14 protein-coding genes are annotated in these 17,415 nt (G+C 65.7%); 5 read left to right on the top strand and 9 right to left on the bottom strand.

Translation table 11 applies throughout. The features are described from left to right. The first annotated feature begins 68 nt into the window (after window positions 1–68). Together mfd and serB are read left to right on the top strand one after the other, a co-directional pair. A complete protein-coding gene (mfd, locus tag E1742_RS01725; RefSeq protein WP_134383158.1) occupies window positions 69–3,506 on the top strand; it encodes a transcription-repair coupling factor in 3,438 nt (1,145 codons plus the stop codon). 45 nt (window positions 3,507–3,551) lie between these two features. Next, the gene (serB, locus tag E1742_RS01720; protein ID WP_134387922.1) at window positions 3,552–4,394 is read left to right on the top strand and encodes a phosphoserine phosphatase SerB; all 843 of its coding nucleotides are present in this window, start codon (window positions 3,552–3,554) and stop codon (window positions 4,392–4,394) included. Between the two features lie 78 nt (window positions 4,395–4,472). Here serB and E1742_RS01715 read toward each other — a convergent pair whose 3' ends face one another. Continuing rightward, window positions 4,473–4,973, bottom strand: a complete 501-nt coding sequence (locus tag E1742_RS01715; RefSeq protein WP_134383156.1) for a TspO/MBR family protein — start codon at window positions 4,971–4,973, stop codon at window positions 4,473–4,475. 76 nt (window positions 4,974–5,049) lie between these two features. Between E1742_RS01715 and E1742_RS01710 the strand changes: the two genes are divergently transcribed. The 3 genes from E1742_RS01710 (at window position 5,050) to E1742_RS01700 (ending at window position 6,147) form a co-directional block, all read left to right on the top strand. Continuing rightward, window positions 5,050–5,445 (top strand): c-type cytochrome, encoded by a 396-nt coding sequence (locus E1742_RS01710; protein WP_134383154.1) that lies wholly within the window; start codon window positions 5,050–5,052, stop codon window positions 5,443–5,445. Between the two features lie 23 nt (window positions 5,446–5,468). After that, entirely contained in the window at window positions 5,469–5,705 is a 237-nt protein-coding gene (locus tag E1742_RS01705) for a hypothetical protein (protein ID WP_134383152.1), read from the top strand. An 85-nt stretch (window positions 5,706–5,790) separates the two neighbouring features. After that, window positions 5,791–6,147, top strand: a complete 357-nt coding sequence (locus tag E1742_RS01700) for a DUF4870 family protein (RefSeq protein ID WP_134383150.1) — start codon at window positions 5,791–5,793, stop codon at window positions 6,145–6,147. 103 nt (window positions 6,148–6,250) lie between these two features. Here E1742_RS01700 and E1742_RS01695 read toward each other — a convergent pair whose 3' ends face one another. The 8 genes from E1742_RS01695 to E1742_RS01660 all read right to left on the bottom strand — a co-directional run bounded on the left by E1742_RS01695 (window position 6,251) and on the right by E1742_RS01660 (window position 17,365). Continuing rightward, complete coding sequence (locus E1742_RS01695) at window positions 6,251–7,660, bottom strand: cytochrome B6 (protein ID WP_134383148.1); 1,410 nt, start codon at window positions 7,658–7,660, stop codon at window positions 6,251–6,253. 130 nt (window positions 7,661–7,790) lie between these two features. Continuing rightward, complete coding sequence (locus tag E1742_RS01690; protein ID WP_134383146.1) at window positions 7,791–8,963, bottom strand: cystathionine beta-lyase; 1,173 nt, start codon at window positions 8,961–8,963, stop codon at window positions 7,791–7,793. Between the two features lie 114 nt (window positions 8,964–9,077). Next, complete coding sequence (rimO, locus tag E1742_RS01685) at window positions 9,078–10,493, bottom strand: 30S ribosomal protein S12 methylthiotransferase RimO (protein WP_134383144.1); 1,416 nt, start codon at window positions 10,491–10,493, stop codon at window positions 9,078–9,080. Window positions 10,494–10,683: 190 nt separating this feature from the next. Continuing rightward, on the bottom strand, window positions 10,684–13,113 hold the full coding sequence (locus tag E1742_RS01680) for a TonB-dependent receptor (protein WP_166793384.1): 2,430 nt from the start codon (window positions 13,111–13,113) through the stop codon (window positions 10,684–10,686). A 100-nt stretch (window positions 13,114–13,213) separates the two neighbouring features. Then, window positions 13,214–14,275, bottom strand: a complete 1,062-nt coding sequence (locus E1742_RS01675; RefSeq protein ID WP_134383140.1) for an ABC transporter ATP-binding protein — start codon at window positions 14,273–14,275, stop codon at window positions 13,214–13,216. A gap of 14 nt (window positions 14,276–14,289) precedes the next feature. Further along, window positions 14,290–15,195 carry a carbohydrate ABC transporter permease gene (locus tag E1742_RS01670; RefSeq protein WP_134383138.1) on the bottom strand — a complete coding sequence of 302 codons (906 nt, stop codon included), beginning with the start codon at window positions 15,193–15,195 and terminating at the stop codon, window positions 14,290–14,292. After that, window positions 15,192–16,097 (bottom strand): carbohydrate ABC transporter permease, encoded by a 906-nt coding sequence (locus E1742_RS01665; RefSeq protein ID WP_134383136.1) that lies wholly within the window; start codon window positions 16,095–16,097, stop codon window positions 15,192–15,194. The genes E1742_RS01670 and E1742_RS01665 overlap by 4 nt, the downstream gene beginning before the upstream one ends. Further along, window positions 16,091–17,365, bottom strand: a complete 1,275-nt coding sequence (locus tag E1742_RS01660) for an ABC transporter substrate-binding protein (RefSeq protein WP_134383134.1) — start codon at window positions 17,363–17,365, stop codon at window positions 16,091–16,093. Before E1742_RS01660 ends, E1742_RS01665 begins: the two co-directional genes overlap by 7 nt. Between the last annotated feature and the right edge of the window lie 50 nt (window positions 17,366–17,415).

Genomic DNA, 17,415 nt, shown 5'->3' with positions numbered 1-17,415 from the left:
TTTGCGCCCTGGGTTTGTCTCCGGGGCTTGCCCCACTTACCGCTCTCTCGTCTGCCGCTTTCGCCTGCATGCCTTTCGACTTAAAAAAAGCCCTTCCCAAGCCCGGCAACCGCTTCGTGCTGCCGGCGTTATATGGTTCGTCCGATGCCTGGGCCCTGGCCCAGGCGGCACTGGAACTGAAGAGCCGCGGCCAGATGCTGGCCGTGATCGTCGCCCAGGCCAGCGACGGCCAGCGCCTGCTGGACGAGATCCCGTGGTTCGCCGCCACCTTGCGCTGCCACCTGCTGCCCGACTGGGAAACCCTGCCGTACGACGCGTTTTCGCCGCACCAGGACCTGGTGTCCGAGCGCCTGGCCACCCTGCACGAGATCCGCAGCGGCCAGTGCGACGTGATGATCGTGCCCGCCACCACGGCGCTGGTGCGCATGGCGCCGCCGTCGTTCCTGGCGGCCTACACGTTCTTTTTCAAGCAGGGCGAATCGCTGGACGAGGCGGCGCTGAAGTCGCAACTGACGCTGGCCGGCTACAGCCACGTGACGCAGGTGATGTCGCCGGGCGAATATTCCGTGCGCGGCGGCCTGATCGACCTGTTCCCGATGGGGTCCGCGCTGCCGTACCGCCTCGACCTGTTCGGCGACACGATCGAGACGATCCGCACGTTCGACGCCGATACGCAACGCTCGCTGTATCCCGTCAAGGAAGTGCGGCTGCTCCCCGGCCGTGAATTCCCGATGGACGAAGCCGCGCGCACGACGTTCCGCAGCCGCTGGCGCGAAACGTTCGAAGGCGACCCTTCGCGCACCGTCGTCTACAAGGACATCAGCAGCGGCATCGCCTCGGCCGGCATCGAATACTACCTGCCGCTGTTCTTCGACGAGACGGCCACGCTGTTCGACTACCTGCCCGATGGCGCCGCACTGGCGCTGATCGGCGACATCGACGGCGCCATCCGCCGCTTCTGGGCCGACACGGAATCGCGCTATAAATTCCTCAAGTCCGACCGCGAACGCCCGCTGCTGCCGCCCGAATCGATCTTCCTGCGCGACGAGGCGTTCTTCACGTGCGCCAAGCAGCATGCACGCGTGGCGATCACCCGCGAGGGTGACGGACTGCCGTCGGAAATCTCGGCACCGATTCCGAACGTGGCCGTGAACCGCCATCTGGACGACCCGTTGATCAACCTGCGCGCCTACCTGATGCAGCCGGGCCGGCGCGTCATGATGTGCGCCGATTCGAACGGCCGGCGCGAGACCTTGCAGCAGTATTTCGGCGAATTCGGCCTGCAACCGGCGCTGGTGGAAGGCTACCAGGGCTTCCTGGCGTCGGACGCGCCGTTCGCGCTGGGCGTGGCGCCGCTGCAGCAAGGGTTCGAGCTGTCGCTGGACACGCCGCTGGCGTTCCTGACGGAGACGGAGCTGTACGCCGGCTCGGGCCGGCGTGTCGGCAAGAAGAAGCAGGAAGCGGTCACGCAGGTCGAGTCGATGGTGCGCGACCTGTCGGAACTGAAGATCGGCGACCCCGTCGTCCACATCAACCACGGCATCGGCCGCTACATGGGCCTCGTCAGCATGGACCTGGGCGAAGGCGAGACGGAGTTCCTGCACCTGGAGTATGCCAAGGACACCAAGCTGTACGTGCCCGTCTCGCAGCTGCACGTGATCTCGCGCTATTCAGGCGGTGCGCCCGAGGATGCGCCGCTGCACGCGCTGGGCTCCGGCCAGTGGGAGAAAGCCAAGCGCAAGGCGGCCGAACAGGTGCGCGACACGGCGGCCGAACTCCTGAACCTGTACGCGCGCCGTGCCGCGCGCCAGGGCCACGCGTTCGAATACTCGTCGCACGACTACGAGCGCTTCGCCGAGAGCTTCGGCTTCGACGAGACGCCCGACCAGGCCGCGGCCATCCTGAACGTCATCCGCGACATGACTTCGGGCAAGCCGATGGACCGCCTCGTCTGCGGCGACGTCGGCTTCGGCAAGACCGAAGTGGCGCTGCGCGCCGCGTTCATCGCCGTCATGGGCGGCAAGCAGGTGGCCATCCTGGCCCCGACGACGCTGCTGGCCGAGCAGCACGCGCAGACGTTTGCCGACCGTTTCGCCGACTGGCCCGTGAAGATCGCGGAAATGTCGCGCTTTCGCACGGGCAAGGAGATCGCCAACGCCATCAAGGGCATGGCGGACGGCACGCTCGACATCGTCATCGGCACCCACAAACTGCTGTCGGAGGACGTCAAGTTCACGCGCCTGGGGCTCGTCATCATCGACGAGGAGCACCGCTTCGGCGTGCGCCAGAAGGAGGCGCTCAAATCCCTGCGCGCCGAGGTGGACGTGCTGACGCTGACGGCCACGCCGATTCCCCGCACGCTCGGCATGGCGCTGGAAGGACTGCGCGACTTCTCCGTCATCGCCACGGCGCCGCAGAAGCGCCTGGCCATCAAGACGTTCGTGCGCAGCGAGGGCGAGTCGATCATCCGCGAGGCCGTGCTGCGCGAGCTGAAACGGGGCGGCCAGGTCTACTTCCTGCACAACGAGGTGGAGACGATCCAGAACCGCCTGGCACAGCTGACGGAATTGCTGCCGGAAGCGCGCATCGCCGTGGCGCACGGGCAGATGCACGAGCGCGACCTGGAAAAAGTCATGCGCGACTTCGTGGCGCAGCGCTACAACATCCTCTTGTGCACGACGATCATCGAGACGGGTATCGACGTGCCGACGGCAAACACGATCATCATGCACCGCGCCGACAAGTTCGGCCTGGCGCAGCTGCACCAGCTGCGCGGGCGCGTGGGACGGTCGCACCACCAGGCATATGCCTACCTGCTGGTCAACGACGTGCAAAGCCTGTCGAAGCAGGCGCAGCGCCGCCTGGACGCGATCCAGCAGATGGAGGAACTGGGCAGCGGCTTCTACCTGGCCATGCACGACCTGGAAATCCGTGGCGCGGGAGAAGTGCTGGGCGAAAGCCAGTCCGGCGAAATGCTGGAAGTGGGCTTCCAGCTGTACACCGACATGCTCAACGAGGCCGTGCGGGCACTCAAGGCCGGCAAGGAGCCCGACCTGGCCGCGCCGCTGTCCACCACGACGGAAATCAACCTGCACGTGCCGGCATTGCTGCCGGCCGACTTCTGCGGCGACGTGCACGAACGCCTGTCGATCTACAAGCGCCTGGCCAACTGCACATCGCAGGAAGCCATTGACGGCCTGCAGGAAGAGCTGATCGACCGTTTCGGCAAGCTGCCCGATCCCGCCAAGGCGCTGATCGAGACGCACCGGCTGCGCATTGCCGCGAAGACCGTGGGAATTGTTAAAATCGACGCGCATGGCGAAGCAGCCAACCTGCAGTTCATGCCGAAACCGCCCATCGACCCGATGCGCATCATCACCCTGATCCAGAAGAACCGCCATATCAAACTCAATGGGCAGGACAAACTGAAGATCACTGCCGCCATGCCGGACCTGCCGGCCCGCGTGGCGCAGATCAAGACCGCCATCAAACAACTGCTCAATTGACGCATAACTGATTCATTTCCGATGACCGAAGCACAACAATTCACGATGAACCTCGTGCTGCAGGGCGCGGGCGACTGCCTGGACCGCGCTGAGCGCATTGCCGCGCTGACGGCGCCGCGGACCGTTACCCGCATCGGCAGCAGCGCCGTGCGCTGCGAGGGCATTGCCTTCTCCCCTGCCCTGCGCCAGACGATCGAAGTGGCGGCCCACGCGGCCCAGCTGGACGCCACCTACATGATGGGCCGCCACAGCCTGGACGAATTCCGCCTGGTGGCGATGGACATGGACTCCACCCTGATCACGATCGAATGCATCGACGAGATCGCGGACATGCAGGGCCTGAAACCGCAGGTGGCCGCCATCACGGAAGCGGCGATGCGCGGAGAACTGGACTTTGCCGAAAGCCTGCGCCGCCGCGTGGCGCTGCTGGAGGGGCTTGACGCGTCGGCCCTGGAACGGGTCTATGACGAGCGCCTGCGCCTGTCGCCCGGCGCCGAGCGGATGCTGCAGGCCGTGCAGGCGGCCGGCCTGAAGACGCTGCTGGTGTCGGGCGGATTTACCTACTTCACCGACCGTCTGAAGACGCGTTTGGGCCTGGACTACACGCAGGCGAACCAGCTGGAGATCGTGGACGGCAAGCTGACGGGCAAGGTACTGGGCGGGATTGTCGACGCCGATGCCAAGCGCGCCGCCGTGGAACACGTCTGCGCGGGACTGGGCATCACGCCCCGGGAAGCGATCGTCATGGGCGACGGCGCCAACGACCTCAAGATGATGGCGATCGCCGGCATGTCGGTGGCGTTCCGCGCCAAGCCGGTCGTACGGGAACAGGCGACTGTCGCGCTGAACTTCGCGGGGCTGGATGGCATCCTCAACCTGCTGGCATAAGCGCGCAATTTCGGGGGACAGGCATCGATCTGCGGATCACCGCGCTGCAGAACGGTGCCTGTCCCCGACATTAGATCCTCACCCACCCAGCAAGCCCGGATTGCGCTGCCAGACTGCGAACGTCAGCGCGCCGGCGAATGTCACCCACGCAAAGTAAGGCAGCAGGAGCACGCCGCCGATGCGACGCGCGCGCCAGAACGTGACGACGGTTGCCCCCACCAGCAGCCACAGGATCAGCACCTCGACAAACGCGGCGGCACCCAGGTGCCAGCCGAAGAACAGCCAGCTCCATAACGCGTTGGCGGCCAGCTGCACGAGATACAACGTCAACGTGCGCGGCGCGGTGGCGAAGCCACGCACCTTCCACACGAGCCATGCCGCAATGCCCATCAGCAGGTACAGCACTGTCCAGACCGGGCCGAACACGCCCGCCGGCGGCGCCCAGTCGGGCTTGACGAGCTCCCGATAAAACTCCGGCGCATCCCGCGATGCCCATGCACCCAGCGCGGCGGCGACGAAAGTGACGAGCAGCCAGGCGGCCAGGCTGCGGACGCTGGCACCGAGTCGATTGGTATTCATGATGTAACGGCAAGTTGAAAACCCGACTATAGCAGCGCGTGCTCCGGTGCGTCGTACACGCGCCTATAATGCGGCCATGAACCGATCGTCTCGCCAAGGCCCTGTTGTCGCCATGCTGCTCGCCACTACGTTGTCGAGCCACGCCGCGTCCCCGGTTGGCGACCCCGCCGCCGGCGCCGCTGCGTTCCGCATGTGCGCGTCGTGCCACCAGGTGGGACCGTCCGCGCACAGCGTGTTCGGGCCGCAGCTGAACGGGGTCATCGGCCGGCGTGCCGGCACGCTCGCCGACTACGCCTATTCGCCGGCGATGCGCAAATCCGGTATTGTCTGGAACGAGCAGACGCTGGCGCGCTTCCTGCGCGATCCCGGTGACACCGTGCCAGGCACCAAGATGCGCCTGTGGGGCATCGGCGACGAGCGCAAGATCGCCAACCTGCTGGCCTATCTGCGCCAGTATCCTCCGGTCAAATAGCCTTTCCAGTCAAGGAGCCCGCCATGTCCACCACCATCCTGCACCGCCGCACCCGCATCGTCACGCTGGAACCGGGCGAAGAGATCGCCGCGCTGTGCGAGCCGGACGATATCGCCATTCGGCCCGACGCGGACGGCTGGTCCGTCTGGTTCGTCGGCGAGGACGGTGCGATGGACGGCTACGAGGAACCGTACCCGTCGCAGCAGGAAGCGCTGTGGGCCGCGAAGGCGGCGGCCGAGTTCGCGTCGAGCGGGGGGTGACCGTCCGCTCCTGTTGTGTGTGGCTCTTGGCAAAATTGCTATAGTATGGGCATCAATCGACACAAGAGCCAACACAGGAGCGCATATGACACAGGAACTCGTTTTCGACGCGCGGACCGACTCGCAAAAGAACTGGGCGTGGTGGCTGTATGTCGCCCACGGCATCAGCTTCCTCTTCACGCTGGGGGCGTTTTCGTTCATTCCGCTGATCCTCAACTACGTCAAGCGTCCCGAGACGGAAGGCACCTTCGTGCACAGCCATCACAGCTGGCAGATCCGCTCGTTCTGGTGGTATGTCGCCTGGATGGCGCTTGGCTGGGTGCTGTTCGCCACGATCATCGGCATCCCGCTGGCATGGCTGATCTGGTGCGGCGCGTGGCTGTGGAAGGCGTATCGCCTGATCCGCGGCTGGGTCACCCTGAACAACAACCAACCGATCTGACCGCGCCTCTTTTTCGAAAATCGCAAGAACCGAAATCGGGACAGCCACCTATTTCCAGGCAATATTGCCGGCAAATAGGTGGCTGTCCCCGGTTTTGCATTCGTCACAACACCCGCAGGAACGCCACCAGGTCCGACTTCTCGGCATCCGTCAGCTTCGTCTCCAGCACGAGGTTAAAGAACTCCACCGTGTCCTCCAACGTCAGCAGGCGGCCGTCGTGCAGGTACGGCGGCGACTCCTTGATGCCGCGCAGCGGGAACGTCTTGATGGGGCCATCGCCCACCGCCTTCATGCCGTTAACCACACGCGGCTTGTAGAAGCGCTCCGTCTTCAGGTTGTGCATCAGGTTATCCGTGTAGTACGGCGCCGCGTGGCACGACACGCACTGGCCACGGCCGTTGAAGACCGCCTCGCCGCGCAGTTCCTGCGGGGTCGCTTTTTTCGCATCGAGCTTGCCATAGACATTCAGCTTGGGCGCGGGCGGGAAGTCGAGCAGCGCCTGGAACTCGCCCATGAAGTGCACCTGGCTGCCCCGCTCCAGGATATTGACGCCTTTCTTCGTGGCGATGACCGGGTCGCCGTCGAAGTAGGCGGCGCGCTGTTCGAACTCCGTGAAATCCTCCACCGTCTTCAGCGCCCGCTGGGAGCCGAACAGGCGCTGCACGTTCACGCCGCGCAGCGACGGCGTGTCGATGCGGTGGCGCAGCTCTTGCGGGCGGATGTCGCCGGCAAGGTGTGTCGACGCGTTCGTGTGTCCGTTGGCATGGCAGTCGAAGCAGGTCACGCCGCGGCTGGGTTTTATCGAACGCCGGTCCTCCGTCTGGTTGAACTGCTGCTGCGCGAAAGGCGTCAGCAGCAGGCGCAGGCCCTCGATCTGCTTCGGATTGAGGATGCCGTTGAACGTGTCGTAGAAATTGTCGATGGTGATCAGCTTCCCTTTCGACACGTCGCCCAGTTCCGGATGCGTCGTCAGGAAAATGGGCGCCGGGAACTCGGGCAGCACGTGGTCCGGCAGGTCGAACGCCAGGTCGAAGCGGTTCAGGTCGCGCGCTTCCTGGCGGATGATCTCGTCGATGTGGAACTGGGGGAACAGCATGCCGCCTTCCGGATGATTCGGGTGCGGCAGCGGCAGGAAGCCGGCGGGGAACAGGTCGCGGTTACGGATGTCGTCGGGACTCAGCGCGGCCAGCCCCTGCCAGGTGACGCCGCGCGGCAGCTTCACCCTTACGCCTTCCTGCACGGGCTTGCCGCGGAACATCGTGACCCCGGGTGCGGGGCGGTTGGACAGATCGTAGCGTTGCGCAAGCAGGTCCTGCTGCCGTTTCTGGATCACGGGACGGGCCGCGCGCATGCGCTCCAGCGTCACGTTGAACGGTTCCGTGATGTCGACCTTGGCGTAGCTGGTCGGCTGAGTGGGTGGGTCGGCGGGACGCTTCGGCGCCCCCTCTTGTGTCCAGACCAGGCCCGGTAACACGGCAAGCGCGATGGCTGCGGCCATCCTCGAAGCTTTCATGACATCCCCCCTTTGTTTTAAAGTGGACTCAGCAATCTCCTTCGTTCATTAAAGCACCGGCGGCCATAAAACAAAAGCAATTCGCCCTCAGGGTCGCGATTGTATTGCGCAATCGCCACGATAGGCCCCTTCAATCCGTCAGTGTCGACAGGGCCCGTTCGATATCGGCGATCAGGTCGGCGGGGTCCTCCAGGCCGATATTGAAGCGCACCAGCGTGCCGGCGTCCATCCAGTCGCGCCGGATGCCCGCCATCCGGTACGGCACGGCCAGGCTGTTCGGGCCGCCCCAGCTGTAGCCGATACGGAACAGCTTCAGGCTGTCGACGAAGCGGTCGGTCCGGGCCTCGCTGTAGCGGGCGTCGAACAGCACGGAAAACAGGCCGCCGGCACCCGTGAAGTCACGCTTCCAGGTGGTGTGGCCGGGACAGTCCTCGAACGCCGGATGGAGCACACGGACGATTTCGGGCCGGGCCTTGAGCCAGGCGGCCACCCTGCGCGCGGCAGCATCGTGCGCGTCGAAGCGCAGCTTCAGCGTCGGCAGCCCGCGCATGACGAGATAGGCGTCGTCGGCGCCCACGCCCAGACCCAGGCGCATATGGGAGCCGGACAGCTTCGCGTGCAGCACGTCGTCGCGCGTGATGGCGGCGCCCATCAGCACGTCCGCACCGCCCGACTGGTACTTGGTCAGCGCCTGCACGACGATATCGACACCAAGGTCGAACGCGCGCAACGCAATCCCGGCGGACCAGGTGTTGTCCAGTGCAACGACGACACCGCGCGCGTGCGCGGCGGCGCAGATGGCCGGCAGGTCGGGCACTTCCATCGACACGGAACCGGGCGCCTCTGTCCAGATCAGCCGTGTATTGGGCGCGATCAGTTCCGCGATGCCGGCGCCGACCAGCGGATCGTAATAGCGCGCCGAGACGCCCATCGACTCCTGCAGCCAGTTGCCCAGCACGCGGCTGGGGTGATAGACGTTGTCCGGCAAGAGCACGTCGTCGCCCGTCTTCAGCAGCGCGAAATCGACCATCGAGATGGCGGCCAGACCGGAAGGCGCCAGCAGGCAGTGCGTGCCGCCTTCGATGGCGGCCAGCCGCGCTTCCAGCGTGAACGTTGTCGGCGTGCCGTGCAGGCCGTAGGTATAACCGCTCTTGTCCTTCCAGTCGCCCGAGCGCAGCGCCGCCACGTTCTCGAACAGGACGGTCGAAGCATGGTGGATCGCGGGCGGGAACGCGCCAAAACCTCCCGGCGCTTCGTAGTCGTGGTGGATCAGGGCGGTCTGCAGGGTTTTACGATCGGTCATGGCGGGCACAATAAAAAAGGCGGACCGGTTGGTCCGCCTTCATTGTACCTTGGCGCTTGCGGGGGACGTTTACGCCGCGCCCTTGGTCGTGTGACGCTTCCCGAGCCCCCAGGCTCAGGAAGCGCCCCACAGATCATGCGCGTCGGCGCGGGTGATCTCGACATCGTAGAACTGCCCGACCGCCAGCTTCTTGTGCGGCTCGAACGGCTTCTTGACGTACACGACGCCGTCGATCTCCGGCGCATCCGCGGCCGAGCGGCCGATGGCGCCGGACGGCGTCAGCTCGTCGATCAGCACCTTGACGGTCTTGCCGACCTTGGCCTGCAGGCGCTTCTTCGAGATTTCCTCCTGCAGCAGCATGACGCGGCCGCGGCGCTCTTCGCGCAGCGCTTCCGGCACCGGATTGGCGATGTCGTTGGCGGTGGCGCCTTCCACCGGCGAGTACGCAAAGCAGCCCAGGCGGTCGATCTGCGCTTCCTTCAGGAAGTCCAGCAGGTATTCGAACTCGCTTTCAGTCTCGCCGGGGAAGCCGGCGATGAACGTGGAACGGATCGTCAGGTCGGGGTTCATCTGACGCCATTTCAGGATGCGCTCCAGGTTCTTCTCGCCGGACGCGGGACGCTTCATGCGCTTCAGCACTTCCGGGTGGGCGTGCTGCATGGGGATGTCCAGGTAAGGCAGCACGTGGCCGCCGCTCATCATCGGGATGATCTCGTCCACGTGCGGGTACGGATAGACGTAGTGCAGGCGCACCCAGGCGCCGTACTGCGCCGCCAGCTGGCCCAGCGCTTCCGTCAGCTGCGTCATGTGCGTCTTGACAGGACGGCCGTTCCAAAAGCCGGAGCGGAATTTGACATCGATGCCGTAGGCCGACGTGTCCTGCGAGATCACCAGCAGTTCCTTGACGCCGGCCTTGAACAGGTTTTCCGCTTCCATCATCAGCTCGCCGATGGGACGCGACACCAGGTCGCCGCGCATCGACGGGATGATGCAGAACGAGCAGCGGTGGTTGCAGCCTTCGGAAATCTTCAGGTAGGCATAGTGCTTCGGCGTCAGCTTGACGCCCTGCGGCGGCAGCAGGTCGATGAACGGCTCGTGCGGCTTCGGCAGGTGCGTGTGCACGGACGCCATCACTTCGGCCACGGCGTGCGGGCCCGTCACGGCCAGCACCTTCGGGTGGACCTTCTGAATCAGGTCGCTGCCGTCCGCGTCCTTCTTCGCGCCCAGGCAACCGGTGACGATGACCTTGCCGTTTTCCGCCAGCGCCTCGCCGATCGCGTCCAGCGATTCCTGCACGGCCGCGTCGATGAAGCCGCACGTGTTGACGATGACGAGATCGGCGCCTTCATACGACTTGGCGGTCTCGTAGCCTTCGGCGCGCAGCTGCGTCAGGATCTGTTCCGAGTCGACCAGCGCCTTCGGGCAGCCGAGCGAAACGAAACCGACCTTCGGGGCGGGCGTGGAGATGTTGGCGGGCGCGCCAGGGGCGGCGGCTGGCTTGTTGAGGCGGGAGAGTGGCTGGGATTGCATGTCAGATTAGCTTTTGTAGCAACGAATGTTCGGACCAATCTGCCATTGTACCGGATTGCGGCGGGTTGGGTCTGTCCCCGGTAAGTGATACTCGTAGCGCTTGCCGTTGGCATGGGGTCTGTCCCGGTAAGCGATACCTCCGGCGCTTGCCGTTGGCGTGTCGAGGGACTGACCCCAGGCTGCGGCCTGCTCAGAATTTCATCGACAACCGCGCCCCCAGCGTGCGCGGCTGGTTGTAGTAAGCGGCCCAGATCTGCTGGTTCGGCTGGCACGGCGCCCCCACCTGCGTACACACTTCCACCGCGTCGTACTTGACCTCCTTGTCAGTGGCGTTGTTGACGAACAGCTCGGCCGTGTAGGCCTTGTTGGCCGGCTCGTAGCGCAGGCTGACGTCGAGCGTCGTGTACGCGTCCTGCTGCTTGACGCCGGGGTGGCCCGGCACGTCGCGGTTGAACGCGCCGGCGGCCACGAACGATTTCGTCTCGTGGTGCGCCTGGATGCGCGGCGTGAGCCGCCCGCCCGCCAACGGCAGGTCGTACTCCGCCATCAAGGTCGTCGCGAACCGGGGCGCGTGTTTCAGCACGGAGCCGCCTACGTCCTCGGTCGGCGCAGTCGTGCCGCAGGTCTGGCCGTTGGCACGCGCCGCGTCGATGTCGCACGACAGGAAACTGTCATAGCTTGCCCGCAGCCACGTCACGTTGCCGCTGATGCGGGCCGCGTCCAGCGGACGCCACGCGAACTCCGCCTCGATGCCCTTGACGGTGGCGCCGGCCGCGTTGAAGTTCTGCAGCGTGTTGTTGACGACCTGCGATTCCAGCTTGTCCTTGTACTTCATCCAGAACGCGTCGAGATTGAGGGTCAGTGCGCGGTTCAGCAGATCGGACTTGAAACCGATCTCGTAGCTGGTCAGCTTCTCCGGCTTCGTCGTGGCGCCGCCGTCGCCGATGGCCGGCGAATGGAAGCCCGTCGTGACGGAAGCGAAGGCCAGGATGTCCTTCGCAGGCTTGTACTCGACGCGTCCCAGCCACGTGGCCTGGCCGTATTTCAGGTCGGCCGTGTTGTCGCCGGGCGTATTGCCGCAGTTCGCCACCGCCACCTGCCCGCCCGGACCGATATTGTGCGTGTTGATCAACCCCGTCCCGGGCGTGACCAGCTGGGCGATCTGGTTCGGGGTCAGGACCGTCGTGCCGCGCGGCGCATTGTCCGGCCAGTTCGGGCAGGCCCAGTTCTGGCCGCCCTTGTCGAACTTGTGATCCTTCGTGTAGCGGGCGCCGGCCGTGAACTTGTACTGCTCGTTGAAGCTGTAGCTGCCTTGCGCGAACACGGCTTTCGATTTCAGCTGGCGGTCGCCCTGGATGAACGACATCGCGGACGCATACTCGCCCACCGTCGGCTGCACGAAGATGACGTTGCCCGCCGCCAGATCCTGGCGCAGCGCCGCCTCGGAGATCTGGCTGCGGTCGATATCGAAGCGGATGCGGTTCTTCTCGCCGAATTCGAACAGGCCGGCCACCCACTCCACCGGCCCGGTGCCGGCGGAGCGCAACTGCAGCTCGTTCGAATGGCTGTCGAACTGGCCCCACTCCGTGCGGTTTTCCGCCTTGAAGCCCAGGAACATGCCGGCATCCGCGTCGCTGGCGTTGCTGCGCTTCAGTCGGCTCCAGCTGCCCAGGTACTGCACGTCCAGCCAGTCGTTGGCGGCCCAGTTCCACTTCGTCTTGTAGGTCGTGATCGACTGGTTCAGCGTGCCGGGCGTGTCGATGACGGCGCTCCAGCGGTCCTGCCCCGCCGCCGGTTCCTGTGCGAGGTAGATATTGCCGGCGCCCTTGTCCTCGTAATAGTCGGCGATGAGGTTCGCGCGCAGATTCGGCGTGATCTTCCACAGCAGCGTGGCGCGGGCGCCCGCCTGGTCCTGCGCGCCGTACTTGTCGGCGCCGGGCGGCACGTTCGAACCGCGCGCGAAATCCACGTAGCCGTCGTGGCTGTCCTTGATGGCGGCCACGCGCAGCGCCACGTTGTCGCCGAACGGGATATTGATCATCCCCTGCGCCTGGATGCGGTGCCGGTCGCCTGCCGTCACGCTGAACGACCCCATTGTCTTTGTCGTGTTGGGTGCCGCCGAGACGAGGTTGACGGCGCCCGCCGTCGAGTTACGGCCGTTCAGGGTCCCCTGGGGACCGCGCGCGACCTCCACGTGCGACAAGTCGTACATCAGCGCCGTCGCACCCTGCGGCCGCGGCAGGTAGATGCCGTCGACATAGAACGCAACAGCCGGGTCGCCCAGCTCCGTGTGATTGGCCGAGCCCACGCCGCGCATGTAGACGTGCACGCCGCCCGAGTCGCTGTGCGGCTCGACGACGAGGCTGGGGACCATCGACGTCAGCGACGCGAGGTCCTTGACCTGGTTGTTCTGCAGCGTGTCCTGCGTGAACGCGGTGACGGCCAGCGGCGTATCCTGCACCAGCTGGTCGCGCCGGTTGGCCGTGACGACGATGCGCTCCATCGTGCCGCCCTGCCCGTCCGGCGCTGGCGTTGCTGCCTGCGCGCCCGCCTGCGCCCGGGCGTCGTTGCCCAGCGCCGCGATGCACAGCGCCAGAGTGGTCCTGGTCAGTCTCTTCATCGGTATTCCCCTTTCGTCCATCGTTCGTGGTTGCAGTGGTCCAGGCGTGACGGGTCCCGGCTGCGTGCGGCCGTGTCACGTCAATCGGTGAAGCGTCGAATCAGAGCCGCTGTGTGCTGGCCTCGTCGAACAGCGATACGTTGTCCGCGCGCAGCGCGAACGCCCCGCCGCCGGGCTGGCCATCCGGCACGATGGCGGCGAGCTGGGTGCCGTGATGATCGAGCCAGACGACGCGATGCGCGCCCATCGCCTCGACCAGCGTGACGCCGCCGTGGAACGGCCCGTCCGCGCGCAGGGAGACGTCCTCGGGACGCACGCCCAGCACGCACGCCAGGCCGTCGACCGGAGACTGGCGGAACGGATAGCCTGTCACGTCCAGCGTCAGGTGCCCGTCCGTGAACAGCGTGCGGCCTTCGCGCCGCGCGATGCGGCCGCGGAACAGGTTCATGCCAGGCGAACCGAGGAACGTGGCGACGAACAGGGTCTCCGGGTGGCGGTAGATCGCATCCGGGGTATCGAACTGCTGGATGACGCCGCCCTTCATGACGGCCATGCGGTCGGCCAGTGTCATGGCTTCCACCTGGTCGTGCGTCACGTAGATCATCGTGGCGCCCAGCTGGCGGTGCAGCAGCTTCAGCTCGCGCCGCAGTTCGGTGCGCAGCTTGGCGTCCAGGTTGGACAGGGGTTCGTCAAACAGGAACACGTCGGCCTCGCGCACGATGGCGCGGCCGATGGCGACGCGCTGCCGCTGCCCGCCCGAGAGCTGGGCCGGTTTGCGCTTGAGCAGCGGGCCCAGTTGCAGCATGTCCGCCGCGCGGTTGACGCGCCGCTCGATCTCCGCCTTCGGCGTGCCGGCAATGCGCAGCCCGAACGACATGTTCTTCTCCACGTTCATGGTCGGGTACAACGCATAGGACTGGAACACCAGGGCGATCCCGCGGTCCTTCGGGTCCGCGTACGTCATGTCGCGCCCGCCGATTTCGATGCTGCCCGCGGCGGCGTCGTTCAGGCCCGCGATACTGTGCAGCAGGGTGGATTTGCCGCAGCCGGAAGGCCCCAGCAGCACGATGAATTCGCCGGCGCGCACTTCCAGGTCGAGTGCTTCGATGATGCGGTTGGCACCCAGCTGGATGCCCAGGTTGCGGATGGAGACATTGGCCATGATGGTTTTCCTTGTTATCCCTTGACCGCGCCGGCCGCGATGCCGCGCACGAACCAGCGCCCCGACAGGAAGTACAGCGCCAGCGGCACGAGCGACGTGAGGATCGTGGCCGCCATGTTGACGTTGTACAGGCGCTCGCCCGTCGTCGTGTTGATGATGTTGTTCAGCTGGACCGTCATCGGCAGATTGTCGCTGCCGGCGAAGACAAGACCCAGCAGGAAGTCGTTCCAGATGTTCGTGACCTGCATGATGGCGGCGACAACAATGACGGGTGTGGACATCGGCAGCATCAGCTCGAGGAAGATGCGCCAGAAGCTGCCACCGTCCACGCGCGCCGCCTTGAACAGCTCCTCCGGCAGGCTGGCGTAGTAATTGCGGAACAACAGCGTCATCATCGGCATGCCGAATATCACGTGCACCAGCACGATGCCCGGCAGTGTGCTGTACAGGTCTACCGCGGCCAGCGCCCGCACCAGCGGATACAGCATCACCTGGCCCGGAATGAAGGCCCCCATCATCAGAACGGCAAACAGCGCGTTGGCGCCGCGCGGCCGCCAGAACGACAGCGCGTAGCCGTTGACGGCGCCGACGGCGATCGACAGCACCATGCTGGGCAGCGTGATCCGGACGGAATTCCAGAAGCCGCCGCGGATGCCTTCGCATTCGAGTCCCGTGCAGGCGGTCTGCCAGGCGCTGCGCCACGGCGCCAGCGTGGGCGACGCCGGCAGCGCGAACAGGTTGCCCAGCCGGATCTCGTCCATCGGCTTGACGGACGTGACAAGCATCACGTACAGCGGCACCAGGAAGAACAGCGCCGCCATCACAAGGAAGCCATAGACGCCGATGCGTGCCGGCGTGAGCTTGCGGGGCTTGCGTCGGACCGGCACGGCGGCGATGTCGCGGATGGCGTCGCGCTTCATTTCAGCCCCCTTTGCACGGCCCTGGCGCGGGCGTAGTACAGCGGCGCGACAATGGCCACCACGGTGGTGAGCAGCACGATCGACGCGGCCGAGGCCAGGCCGATATTGGCGCGTCCGAACAGGTAGTCCATGATGAACTTGGCCGGCACTTCGGTGGCGGTGCCTGGGCCGCCCTGCGTCATCGCCACCACCGCGTCGAACAGCTTGACGACCAGCGCGAACAGCAGGATCAGCGCGGTGGACAGCGCGGGCCACAGCAGCGGCAGAACAATGTTGATGTAGACGCGCCAGACGGGAATGCCGTCGATGCGGGCGGCCTTCCACAACTCGTCATCGATGCCGCGCAGGCCGGACAGCAGCAGCGCCATGACGAGGCCGGACGCCTGCCAGACAGTCGCCAGCACGATGGTATACAGCGCCTTGTCCTGGTCGACGATCCAGCCGAACGTGAAGTCCTCGAAGCCGAGCTGGCGCGCGACACGCTGGATGCCCAGCTCGGGATTGAGGATCCACTGCCAGACCAGGCCTGTGGCGACAAACGACATCGCGTACGGATACAGGAACACCGTGCGCAGCGTCCCCTCGCCCATCACCTTCTGGTCGATGAAGACGGCCAGCAGGAAACCCAGCACCAGAGAGCCGGCGATGAACAGCACGCCGTAGACGGCCAGGTTCTCAAGCGACAGCAGCCAGCGCGCGTTGCGGAACAGCCGCTCGTACTGCCCGATACCGACGAAGTCGCCCGTCGGGAAGATGCGCGCGCTGCTGACGGACACGCGCGCCGTCCACAGCATCGTGCCAACGTACGCGCCCAGCACCGTCAGAACCATCGGCAACAGCGCGATGTATGCGGACCAGCAGGCAGCGCGGCTTCTGGTCCTCGATGCGCGGGCGGCTACCATGTGTTGTCCTTCATCGCCTGGGCAAAGGCGGCCTGCGCCTGCTCCGGCGTCTGCTTGCGGTTCCAGTAGTTGGTCAGCACGTCCTGCAGTGCGCCGTTCAGGTCCGGCTCCACCAGCATTTCCGCGTTGGGAAGCTGGCGCGACTTGTCCTGCATGATGGCGATGCCCATGCGGGCGCACATGTCGAGTTGGGACAGGTCGACGTCGGGGCGGATCGGGATCGAGCCCTTGCGGGCGCTGAACGCGGCCTGCGGGCCGGGCGCCGTCATCACGGTTGCCAGCAGCTTCTGCGCCCTGACGACGTTCGGCTTGGCCGTTTTCGGGAAGACAAACGCGTCGCCGGCGACGATGTACGGCGCCTTCGGACCGAAGCCGGGGAAGCAGCCGAAGTCGCGCCCGGCGACCTGGCCGGCGGCGGAGAATTCGCCCTTGGCCCAGTCGCCCATGATCTGCACGCCGGCGCGATTCGACACCACCAGCGCCGTGGCATCGTTCCAGTTGCGTCCCGGCGCGCCCGGGTCGGTGTACGCGCGCAGCTGGCGGAACGCCACCAGCACGTTGCGAAACGCCGGCGACGCCACCGCCTTGACATCCCGGTCCCGGTAGATCTTCAGGAACAGCTCTGGTCCGCCGAGCTGGGCGAACACGGCGTCGAACACGATCTTCTCCTGCCAGACCTGGCCGCCGAAGGCAAGCGGTATCAGGCCGGCCGCCTTCAGCTTGTCGAGCGCGGCGATGAACTCTTCCCACGTACGCGGCTCGTCCTTGATCTTCGCCTGTGCGAATGCCTTTTTGGAATAGAAGAACCACGCCGGCATGTGGATGTCCACGGGCGCTGCGTAATAATGGCCATTGATGCGGATGACGTCGATGATCGTCTGCGGCAGGATGCGGTCCCAGTTGCCCCTGGCCGCCACCTCGTCCACGTTGTTCAGCAGGCCCTGGTCGACAATGTCGCGGAACTGGCGCGACGTGTTGAACTGCGCCGCCACGGGCGCATTGCCGCCAACGATGCGGTTGATCGTCGATGCGCGCGACTGTTCGGCGCCCGCGACGGCCTGGTCGATCCACTGGCCGCCGGCCGCATTGAATGCGTCGGCGAACTGGCGGATGGCGGCCGATTCGCCCCCTGACGTCCACCAATGCGATACCGTGGCCTTCAGCGGCGCTGTCGCTGACGGCACGGGTGGCGCGGCCCGCGTGCCCGCGCACGCGGCCGCAAGGACGGCGGCCGCAATGGCGCGCGTCCGTCTGCTTGCATCGTTCATCTTGTCTCCTGGCGCCTGTGGCGCCTTATGTATTTTTTACTTGCCAATGA

This window comes from Pseudoduganella plicata, assembly GCF_004421005.1.
GTDB classification, from domain to species: Bacteria; Pseudomonadota; Gammaproteobacteria; order Burkholderiales; family Burkholderiaceae_D; genus Rugamonas; species Rugamonas plicata.
This window is presented reverse-complemented; position numbering and strand designations above follow the sequence as displayed.

Bases quoted from the DNA above. Each gene is read 5' to 3' on its own strand.
- E1742_RS01670 (WP_134383138.1), bottom strand. From the start codon at position 15,195: ATGAAGCGCGACGCCATCCGCGACATCGCCGCCGTGCCGGTCCGACGC.
- serB (WP_134387922.1), top strand. From the start codon at position 3,552: ATGAACCTCGTGCTGCAGGGCGCGGGCGACTGCCTGGACCGCGCTGAG.
- rimO (WP_134383144.1), bottom strand. From the start codon at position 10,493: ATGCAATCCCAGCCACTCTCCCGCCTCAACAAGCCAGCCGCCGCCCCT.
- E1742_RS01695 (WP_134383148.1), bottom strand. From the start codon at position 7,660: ATGAAAGCTTCGAGGATGGCCGCAGCCATCGCGCTTGCCGTGTTACCG.
- mfd (WP_134383158.1), top strand. From the start codon at position 69: ATGCCTTTCGACTTAAAAAAAGCCCTTCCCAAGCCCGGCAACCGCTTC.
- E1742_RS01705 (WP_134383152.1), top strand. From the start codon at position 5,469: ATGTCCACCACCATCCTGCACCGCCGCACCCGCATCGTCACGCTGGAA.
- E1742_RS01660 (WP_134383134.1), bottom strand. From the start codon at position 17,365: ATGAACGATGCAAGCAGACGGACGCGCGCCATTGCGGCCGCCGTCCTT.
- E1742_RS01665 (WP_134383136.1), bottom strand. From the start codon at position 16,097: ATGGTAGCCGCCCGCGCATCGAGGACCAGAAGCCGCGCTGCCTGCTGG.
- E1742_RS01710 (WP_134383154.1), top strand. From the start codon at position 5,050: ATGAACCGATCGTCTCGCCAAGGCCCTGTTGTCGCCATGCTGCTCGCC.
- E1742_RS01675 (WP_134383140.1), bottom strand. From the start codon at position 14,275: ATGGCCAATGTCTCCATCCGCAACCTGGGCATCCAGCTGGGTGCCAAC.
- E1742_RS01680 (WP_166793384.1), bottom strand. From the start codon at position 13,113: ATGAAGAGACTGACCAGGACCACTCTGGCGCTGTGCATCGCGGCGCTG.
- E1742_RS01700 (WP_134383150.1), top strand. From the start codon at position 5,791: ATGACACAGGAACTCGTTTTCGACGCGCGGACCGACTCGCAAAAGAAC.
- E1742_RS01715 (WP_134383156.1), bottom strand. From the start codon at position 4,973: ATGAATACCAATCGACTCGGTGCCAGCGTCCGCAGCCTGGCCGCCTGG.
- E1742_RS01690 (WP_134383146.1), bottom strand. From the start codon at position 8,963: ATGACCGATCGTAAAACCCTGCAGACCGCCCTGATCCACCACGACTAC.